An 11,000-nucleotide genomic window follows, 5' to 3' on the forward strand; every position below is an offset into this window, starting at 1 on the left:
ACCAGTTACGCCGCCAGAAAGAATCTTTGTTTTAGTTGATGAATCCCATTTAAATAAGATCTCTGCAACAGTATTAAACAATGCCGTTGCTTAATCAAAGTAAAATTGTTACATTATTCTTTATTATAATATTGTTAAGCATGGACAGATCAAGAAATACAATCTTGTCAGGTATTACAATAGATGCGCCATTCAATAGGGCTCCGTATATATCAAAAGTATATCCATCGAAAACAAAATTAGACAGACTTAAAATACGGTCTTCTTTTGTTATCGAAATATAATTGGTGTTTCTTACTAATCTTACTATGCTACGGTGCTCCACCATTACGCCTTTAGGGGTGCCCGTTGAGCCCGAGGTATAGATCACATACGCCAGGTGTGTTGGCTGCAATGACCGCTCTACCGGCAACGATCCGTAAGATGCGATCTTCGCCCAGTCACGGTCCAGTTCCACAACTTCCGCCTCCGTTACCATGGACAGTCCTGCGCTGACACGGCTGCTGCTCAGCAGGAGCCGGCTGCCGGTATCCTCAAGCATGTATGCGATCCGGTCCTGAGGATAATCCGGGTCGATCGGTACATAGGCTCCGCCTGCCTTCAGGATCCCCAGAAGTCCGACGATCATCTCCAGGCTTCGGTCTATACAGATCCCAACCAGCGTATCTTCACGAACTCCCCGAGAACGGAGGTAATGCCCCAGCGCATTCGAACGCGCATCAAGCTCCGAGTAACTCAGGCTCTCGCCCTCATAAACTACAGCCACCGATGATCCGCTCAATAACACCTGCGACTCGAACAGGTCTACTACCGTCACGTCGGAAGGATAAACTGTGGCCGTCGAATTGAATTCCTCCACGATCATACCCAGCTCCGGGGCAGACAGCATTTCCAATGTCCCTACCGTTAGCTTTTCCCCGGATACTATTTCCTGAAGTACCTTCTCAAAGTGGCCCCGGATATTTTCCATATCCGAATCCGGCAACAGCTCCGTATTGTAATCAAACGTCACACGGATCTCGGCAGACGATACTACTGAAATATTTAACAGGTAATTACTATGTTCTTCCGTCTTCAGCCCCTCTACCCGGAGCCCGGATCCTGATGATCCCACCACACTGCTCACCGGGTAGTTCTCAAACACCAGCAGGCTGTCAAACATGTCACCTGCGATGCCCGACCACTTCTGAATACTGCTCAGCGGGGTATACTGGTATTCCAGGCTCTGAAGCTGTCCTGACTGGATCCCCTGTAACCATTCTGCTATGCCCTTGTCCTCCTCCAGTACCGAATGCAGCGGGATCGTATTGATATACATCCCTACACGCTCCTCGATCCCTCCAAGGTCATCCGGACGCCCCGATACCGTAACTCCATAACTTATATGAGGATTGCCGGTATAACGGTGCAATAAATATGACCATACCCCCTGCATCAGCGTATTCACCGTGATCCGGTGCCCCTGCGTATAACGCTCGATCTGGCGTGAGGTCGAGGCATCCAGCAACAGCTCCTTGCGCTTATACAATCCTCCGCGGTTGCGCTCCTGCGAGCCCCGGGATATAAACGGAAGTAAGGTGCCACCTTCCAGCCCCGATACATAACCACGCCAGTAAGTCTCTGCACTTGCACTATCTATACCTTCAAGGTAACGGATATAGTCCTCATAACGGTCCTCCCGAACTTCCGGTAGCTCCTGCCCTGATAACAGCTGATCATAGCTCTTCAGTAACTCGCCTATCAATATCGAGATCGACCAGCCATCTGTCAAAATATGATGGTGCGTCCAGATCATACGGTAGCGTTCTTCACTCAGACGGATCAGGCTTATACGCATCAGCGGCGCTGATTTAAAGTCTATGCCCTGCTCATAGTCCCTACGACGGTAAGACTCTAATAAATCTTCATGCTCTGAAACCGGCTTTTCACGGTAGTCCAGTAACGTTAATGGCAAACGCACTTCCCGGTGGACACACTGTACCGGGATCTGTAGCTCATCATAATGAAAACTGCTCCGAAGGATGCTGTGCCGGCGGAAAAGATAGTCCCAGCTCGCCTCGAAAAGAGCAACATCCAGGTCCAAAAGGTCGCAGATGAACTGCTCTACATAACCGCTCAGCTCCCCGTTATACAAACCATGGAATAACATCCCCTCCTGTAAGCCGCTTAAACGGTAGACTGAAGTTATATCTCCTGATAAATCGGCAACTGCATTCCCATTACCCGACGAAATATAATCTATGAGCTCTTGCTTATGGCTCTTGATATAATTGATTATTTCATCATTCTCTTTGATAGAATTAACATATTCATTACCTAATTGCTTCTTATTGCCCTTTAAAACGAGTTTGTCATTTTTGACAATTAAAACAAATCCTAATTGATTTAAAGATTTTATAAACTTATGGATTTCCATGTGTAATTATTTAGAATTCAATAATATCATCCAACGCTGATTTATTCTTATCAAGCAACCGGTCCAGTTCACGGTACCCTACCTCCCCGGTCAGGCCATAGTCCGACGGCGTTGATATGCTACCCTGTTTGCCCTGGAATACACAATGAGAGATCAGTGACTCCAGGTGGCCTATATACAAGCCCGCCTGTTCCGCGATCGTACTTTCATCATAATGATGGCTGCTGTAACTCCACGTCAGGGAAAGCTCCCCGCCCTGGATCATACCGTTGATCACCAGCTTTTCTGATATCGAATGGGATGCCCCTGTCGTTTGCCCGGAACTCTCCGGTGCCCCGCTTAACCAGGAGCCCGATGCTACCACGTTATCCAGCTGCCCCAGGTAGTTGAACACTACATCCAGGCCTTCAGTTCCCATCAGCTCCTCTGCCTTCACGATATACTTCAATACCCCGTATCCCATACCCTTATCAGGGATCTCACGCAACTGCTCCTTGATAACCCTGATCTCGTCCGATATCGTTTCACAGCCCGACAGGTCCAGCTGTACCGGGTACAGGCTCGTAAACCAACCTACCGTGCGGCTCGTATCTATATCTTCATGAAGCGACTCCCGACCGTGGCCCTCCAGCCCGATCACGATATTACTGCTCCCTGACCACGATGTTAGCGTCTTTCCTAAGGCACATAACAACAGATCATTGATCTCCGTATGATAAACACGGGGCACTTCCTGTAATAATAACTGCGTTTGCTTTACTGCTAAACGAACCGTATGGCTCCGCATCGAGCCCTCGCTGACAACGCCCTGATAGGAACGGTCGCTTAACAATGACTTATGTCCTGACAATACCCCCTGCCAGTAAGAGCGCTGCGACTGTACACGGGAACTCTCCCCGTAACGTACTAAACTCGAATACCACTGACGGTACGATGCACCCTTCTCTCCTAGATCCGATTTACGGCCTGACAGCAACTGATCCAGATCGCTCAGCAGGATACGCCACGATACACCGTCTATTGCCAGGTGGTGAACCACAAGCAACAAGCGGTTATGGCTCTCCCATTCCGGGGTACGGAAAAGAACTGCCCGCATAAGGTCCCCTTCCTCTATATCCAGCTGCTGCTGGTAACTGTTACTGATATCCTGAACAACTACCCGGAATAACTCCGGCAACGTGTTGATATCTTCCGTATATAACGACTGACCTGGTAAGCCTCCGTAATATTGCTGCCAACCTGACCCATCCTTCACGTACCTGAAACGTAAGCTGTCATGACGCTCCTGTAAGTAAACTATGCTCTGCTCTAATTCCGATGCCCCGATCCGCTTATCTATACGAAGCAATACGCTCTGGTTAAAATGTGATATCGAAGAACCCCCGCCTTCAAGGTACCATTCCTGGATCGGTAACAGGCCGCTCGGCCCTTCAAGAACACCCGATTCCCCTGAAAATAACGTATGGCCCCGGCCCGATAATATCTCTGAACCCAGCCCCCGGATCGTTTGCAATCGGAAGATGTCCTTCACCTGAACATGATAGCCCAGGCGCTTGATCCGGCTTACTAACTGGATACTGATGATCGAGTCCCCGCCCAGCTCAAAGAAGTTATCATGTACACCTACTCGCTCTACACCCAGCAGCTCCTGCCAGATCTGTGCCAGCTGTTCCTCCAGCTCCGTTACAGGCGCCTCGTAGTTCCCGCGAACCAACGACAGGTCAGGGTCTGGAAGTGAACGGCGGTCCGTCTTCCCGTTCGACGTCAGCGGAAGCGAGGCTAGCTCTACCCACAGCGACGGTACCATATACTCCGGAAGCTTCGACTGTAGGTAAGTACGTAATACTTCCTGGTCATAGCCTTCCCCGGCTACTACATAGCCCACCAGCCGGCGGTTGCCCTGCGCATCTGGCCGTGCAAGCACTACTCCCTGCTGTACACCCGGACACTGCTGAAGGACACTCTCGATCTCTCCCAGCTCGATCCGGTAACCACGGATCTTAACCTGGTCGTCAAGACGCCCCAGGTACTCGATGTTACCGTCTGCCAGCCAGCGGCCCTGGTCGCCTGTCCGGTAAAGACGGCTCCCCCTATCTTTACTGTAGGGGTTCGGCACAAAACGCTCTGAGGTCAGTTCAGGACGGTTCAGGTAACCACGGGCTACTCCCGCTCCCCCGATATAAAGCTCTCCCGGAACCCCTACCGGCTGAACTCGGCCAGCCTTGTCCAGTATGTAGATCTCCGTATTTGAGATCGGACGACCGATCGGGATGGTAACAAGTCGTTCGCCTCTATTTAAATCACTCCAATAAGTAACGTCTATTGATGCTTCTGTTGGCCCATATAGATTATGTAATTCCGCATTTGGAAGTTTATCTCTAAAAGACTCTACATGGGACACCGTTAACGGTTCCCCGCTACATAACACTTTACCAAGGCCTTTGCACTCTCCTGAACTTACTTCTCCCAAAAACGCCATCAGCATGGATGGTACGAAATGCACCATTGTTATTTGCTGTTCCTGAATAATCGTCTTTAAATACACTGCATCAAAGTGCCCCCCTGGTCTTGCAAAAACCAATCTTGATCCGGCCAGTAAAGGCCATATGAATTCCCATACTGATACGTCAAAACAAAAGAAGTTTTTTGTAAAACGACATCCTCTTTTTTAAGCCCGTAATATTCCTGTGCCCAGGTCAGTCGGTTCACCAACCCGCGGTGTTCCACCATCACGCCTTTAGGGGTGCCCGTTGAGCCCGAGGTATAGATCACATACGCCAGGTGTGTTGGCTGTAATGACCGCTCTACCGGCAACGATCCGTAAGATGCGATCTTCGCCCAGTCACGGTCCAGTTCCACTATTTCCGCCTCCGTTACCATGGACAGTCCTGCGCTGACACGGCTGCTGCTCAGCAGGAGCCGGCTGCCGGTATCCTCAAGCATGTATGCGATCCGGCCCTGAGGATAATCCGGGTCGATCGGTACATAGGCTCCGCCTGCCTTCAGGATCCCCAGAAGTCCGACGATCATCTCCAGGCTTCGGTCTATACAGATCCCAACCAGCGTATCTTCACGAACTCCCCGAGAACGGAGGTAATGCCCCAGCGCATTCGAACGCGCATCAAGCTCCGAGTAACTCAGGCTCTCGCCCTCATAAACTACAGCCACCGATGATCCGCTCAATAACACCTGCGACTCGAACAGGTCTACTACCGTCACGTCGGAAGGATAAACTGTGGCCGTCGAATTGAATTCCTCCACGATCATACCCAGCTCCGGGGCAGACAGCATTTCCAATGTCCCTACCGTTAGCTTTTCCCCGGATACTATTTCCTGAAGTACCTTCTCAAAGTGGCCCCGGATATTTTCCATATCCGAATCCGGCAACAGCTCTGTATTGTAATCAAACGCCACAAGGATCTCGCCCTGGGAGATGATCGTAATCCCCAGCGGATAATTACTATGTTCTTCCGCCTTCAGCCCCTCTACCCGGAGCCCGGATCCTGATGATCCCACCACACTGCTCACCGGATAGTTCTCAAACACCAGCAGGCTGTCAAACATGTCACCTGCGATGCCTGACCACTTCTGAATACTGCTCAGCGGGGTATACTGGTATTCCAGGCTCTGAAGCTGTCCTGACTGGATCCCCTGTAACCATTCTGCTATGCCCTTGTCCTCCTCCAGTACCGAATGCAGCGGGATCGTATTGATATACATCCCTACACGCTCCTCGATCCCTCCAAGGTCATCCGGACGCCCCGATACCGTAACTCCATAACTTATATGAGGATTGCCGGTATAACGGTGCAATAAATATGACCATACCCCCTGCATCAGCGTATTCACCGTGATCCGGTGCCCCTGCGTATAACGCTCGATCTGGCGTGAGGTCGAGGCATCCAGCAACAGCTCCTTGCGCTTATACAATCCTCCGCGGTTGCGCTCCTGCGAGCCCCGGGATATAAACGGAAGTAAGGTGCCACCTTCCAGCCCCGATACATAACCACGCCAGTAAGTCTCTGCACTTGCACTATCTATACCTTCAAGGTAACGGATATAGTCCTCATAACGGTCCTCCCGAACTTCCGGTAGCTCCTGCCCTGATAACAGCTGATCATAGCTCTTCAGTAACTCGCCTATCAATATCGAGATCGACCAGCCATCTGTCAAAATATGATGGTGCGTCCAGATCATACGGTAGCGTTCTTCACTCAGACGGATCAGGCTTATACGCATCAGCGGCGCTGATTTAAAGTCTATGCCCTGCTCATAGTCCCTACGACGGTAAGACTCTAATAAATCTTCATGCTCTGAAACCGGCTTTTCACGGTAGTCCAGTAACGTTAATGGCAAACGCACTTCCCGGTGGACACACTGTACCGGGATCTGTAGCTCATCATAATGAAAACTGCTCCGAAGGATGCTGTGCCGGCGGAAAAGATAGTCCCAGCTCGCCTCGAAAAGAGCAACATCCAGGTCCAAAAGGTCGCAGATGAACTGCTCTACATAACCGCTCAGCTCCCCGTTATACAAACCATGGAATAACATCCCCTCCTGTAAGCCGCTTAAACGGTAGAGCTGTTCCAGAGAACCTGTCCCGTACCTTTCACCGATACCCATTACAAACCGGTCCAGTTCACGGTACCCTACCTCCCCGGTCAGGCCATAGTCCGACGGCGTTGATATGCTACCCTGTTTGCCCTGGAATACACAATGAGAGATCAGTGACTCCAGGTGGCCTATATACAAGCCCGCCTGTTCCGCGATCGTACTTTCATCATAATGATGGCTGCTGTAACTCCACGTCAGGGAAAGCTCCCCGCCCTGGATCATACCGTTGATCACCAGCTTTTCTGATATCGAATGGGATGCCCCTGTCGTTTGCCCGGAACTCTCCGGTGCCCCGCTTAACCAGGAGCCCGATGCTACCACGTTATCCAGCTGCCCCAGGTAGTTGAACACTACATCCAGGCCTTCAGTTCCCATCAGCTCCTCTGCCTTCACGATATACTTCAATACCCCGTATCCCATACCCTTATCAGGGATCTCACGCAACTGCTCCTTGATAACCCTGATCTCGTCCGATATCGTTTCACAGCCCGACAGGTCCAGCTGTACCGGGTACAGGCTCGTAAACCAACCTACCGTGCGGCTCGTATCTATATCTTCATGAAGCGACTCCCGACCGTGGCCCTCCAGCCCGATCACGATATTACTGCTCCCTGACCACGATGTTAGCGTCTTTCCTAAGGCACATAACAACAGATCATTGATCTCCGTATGATAAACACGGGGCACTTCCTGTAATAATAACTGCGTTTGCTTTACTGCTAAACGAACCGTATGGCTCCGCATCGAGCCCTCGCTGACAACGCCCTGATAGGAACGGTCGCTTAACAATGACTTATGTCCTGACAATACCCCCTGCCAGTAAGAGCGCTGCGACTGTACACGGGAACTCTCCCCGTAACGTACTAAACTCGAATACCACTGACGGTACGATGCACCCTTCTCTCCTAGATCCGATTTACGGCCTGACAGCAACTGATCCAGATCGCTCAGCAGGATACGCCACGATACACCGTCTATTGCCAGGTGGTGAACCACAAGCAACAAGCGGTTATGGCTCTCCCATTCCGGGGTACGGAAAAGAACTGCCCGCATAAGGTCCCCTTCCTCTATATCCAGCTGCTGCTGGTAACTGTTACTGATATCCTGAACAACTACCCGGAATAACTCCGGCAACGTGTTGATATCTTCCGTATATAACGACTGACCTGGTAAGCCTCCGTAATATTGCTGCCAACCTGACCCATCCTTCACGTACCTGAAACGTAAGCTGTCATGACGCTCCTGTAAGTAAACTATGCTCTGCTCTAATTCCGATGCCCCGATCCGCTTATCTATACGAAGCAATACGCTCTGGTTAAAATGTGATATCGAAGAACCCCCGCCTTCAAGGTACCATTCCTGGATCGGTAACAGGCCGCTCGGCCCTTCAAGAACACCCGATTCCCCTGAAAATAACGTATGGCCCCGGCCCGATAATATCTCTGAACCCAGCCCCCGGATCGTTTGCAATCGGAAGATGTCCTTCACCTGAACATGATAGCCCAGGCGCTTGATCCGGCTTACTAACTGGATACTGATGATCGAGTCCCCGCCCAGCTCAAAGAAGTTATCATGTACACCTACTCGCTCTACGCCCAGCAGCTCCTGCCAGATCTGTGCCAGCTGTTCCTCCAGCTCCGTTACAGGCGCCTCGTAGTTCCCGCGAACCAACGACAGGTCAGGGTCTGGAAGTGAACGGCGGTCCGTCTTCCCGTTCGACGTCAGCGGAAGCGAGGCTAGCTCTACCCACAGCGACGGTACCATATACTCCGGAAGCTTCGACTGTAGGTAAGTACGTAATACTTCCTGGTCATAGCCTTCCCCGGCTACTACATAGCCCACCAGCCGGCGGTTGCCCTGCGCATCTGGCCGTGCAAGCACTACTCCCTGCTGTACACCCGGACACTGCTGAAGGACACTCTCGATCTCTCCCAGCTCGATCCGGTAACCACGGATCTTAACCTGGTCGTCAAGACGCCCCAGGTACTCGATGTTACCGTCTGCCAGCCAGCGGCCCTGGTCGCCTGTCCGGTAAAGACGGCTCCCCCTATCTTTACTGTAGGGGTTCGGCACAAAACGCTCTGAGGTCAGTTCAGGACGGTTCAGGTAACCACGGGCTACTCCCGCTCCCCCGATATAAAGCTCTCCCGGAACCCCTACAGGCTGAACTCGGCCAGCCTTGTCCAATATGTAGATCTCCGTATTTGAGATCGGACGACCGATCGGGATGGTCGTTTCATGAACAGTAAACAAATAAGAAGTACTATATGTGGTATCTTCAGATGGCCCATACAGATTTCTTATCTGAATTTCTTTATTATTTAATAGTTCTTGCTTAAAGTATAGCGGGATAGTCTCACCTGCCATATTTAAAATCTTCACATTGGAAAGATTAACCTGATCTTTCAATATACCTTCAATAACAGAAGGAACGGTGTTAATTAAAATGTTTTTATGCTGGTGTAATTTAGAACTGATTTCCAGAGAGGACTGCAAAAGCAATAGCTTTTTTCCAATACTTAACGTGTAGAAAATCTCAAATACTGATAAATCGAAACAATAAGAAGTACCGGCAAAAGTGATATCAAATAAACTGACATTAAACTCATCCTGGCACCAGTATATAAAGTTCACCGCATTCCGGTGTTCCACCATCACGCCTTTAGGGGTACCCGTTGAGCCCGAGGTATAGATCACATACGCCAGGTGTGTTGGCTGCAATGACCGCTCTACCGGCAACGATCCGTAAGATGCGATCTTCGCCCAGTCACGGTCCAGTTCCACAACTTCCGCCTCCGTTACCATGGACAGTCCTGCGCTGACACGGCTGCTGCTCAGCAGGAGCCGGCTGCCGGTATCCTCAAGCATGTATGCGATCCGGTCCTGAGGATAATCCGGGTCGATCGGTACATAGGCTCCGCCTGCCTTCAGGATCCCCAGAAGTCCGACGATCATCTCCAGGCTTCGGTCTATACAGATCCCAACCAGTGTATCTTCACGAACTCCCCGAGAACGGAGGTAATGCCCCAGCGCATTCGAACGCGCATCAAGCTCCGAGTAACTCAGGCTCTCGCCCTCATAAACTACAGCCACCGATGATCCGCTCAATAACACCTGCGACTCGAACAGGTCTACTACCGTCACGTCGGAAGGATAAACTGTGGCCGTCGAATTGAATTCCTCCACGATCATACCCAGCTCCGGGGCAGACAGCATTTCCAATGTCCCTACCGCTACATCCGGTGAACTCACCAGTAAACCCGCCAGCCGCGCATAATGGTCGCCCATTCGCTCTGCCGTTTCTGCGGTATAAAGATCCGTACAGTATTCTATTGTACCACGGATCTGCCCGCCTTCTTCTGTCAGCGTAAACGTCAGGTCATACTTCGAGGTCGTATGCTCTGAAGGGCCGCTCACTATCTCCAGCCCAGACAGGCTCTCCGATGATCCCTCCCGCTCATTGTTCTGTAATACGAACATCACCTGGAATAATGGGCTACGGCTCATATCCCGCTCATGCACTACCTGCTCTACTACGCGCTCAAAGGGTACATCCTGGTGCTCATACGCTCCTAAGGTTACCTCCCGAACACGGCCCAGAACTTCCCGGAAACTCGGGCTCCCGCTCAGGTCTGTCCGAAGCGCCAGCATATTGACAAAGAACCCGATCAGCCCTTCTACCTCCGACTGCCCACGGTTGGCGATCACACTGCCTACGCAGATATCATCCTGACCGCTGTAACGCGATAACAGCACATTGAATACCGAAAGAAGGCTCATAAACAACGTCGTTCCAGTTTCCTGGCACAGCTGGCGAAGATCCGACGATAACGATGCCCCAAGGTCGAAACTTAAAGAACGGCCACGGCTGCTCTGAACTGCAGGACGCACGTAATCCGTCGGTAAAAGCAAGGGCGAAACCCCATTCAGACGTTCCTTCCAGTAACCCAGTTTCAATTCCAGACGATCC

2 protein-coding genes and 1 pseudogene are annotated in these 11,000 nt (G+C 51.1%); all 3 read right to left on the minus strand.

Annotation, left to right across the window (positions count from 1 at the left end):
- Positions 1-94 precede the first annotated feature (94 nt).
- Entirely contained in the window at positions 95-2,416 is a 2,322-nt protein-coding gene (locus ACRQ5D_RS34565; RefSeq protein WP_432328225.1) for a condensation domain-containing protein, read from the minus strand.
- A gap of 10 nt (positions 2,417-2,426) precedes the next feature.
- Complete coding sequence (locus tag ACRQ5D_RS34570) at positions 2,427-4,094, minus strand: condensation domain-containing protein (protein WP_432329966.1); 1,668 nt, start codon at positions 4,092-4,094, stop codon at positions 2,427-2,429.
- Between the two features lie 8 nt (positions 4,095-4,102).
- Positions 4,103-10,987, minus strand: a pseudogene (locus ACRQ5D_RS34575) (amino acid adenylation domain-containing protein); the annotation flags it as partial.
- Between the last annotated feature and the right edge of the window lie 13 nt (positions 10,988-11,000).

The sequence above is a fragment of the Mucilaginibacter sp. P25 genome, assembly GCF_050859465.1.
GTDB lineage: Bacteria > Bacteroidota > Bacteroidia > Sphingobacteriales > Sphingobacteriaceae > Mucilaginibacter > Mucilaginibacter gossypii.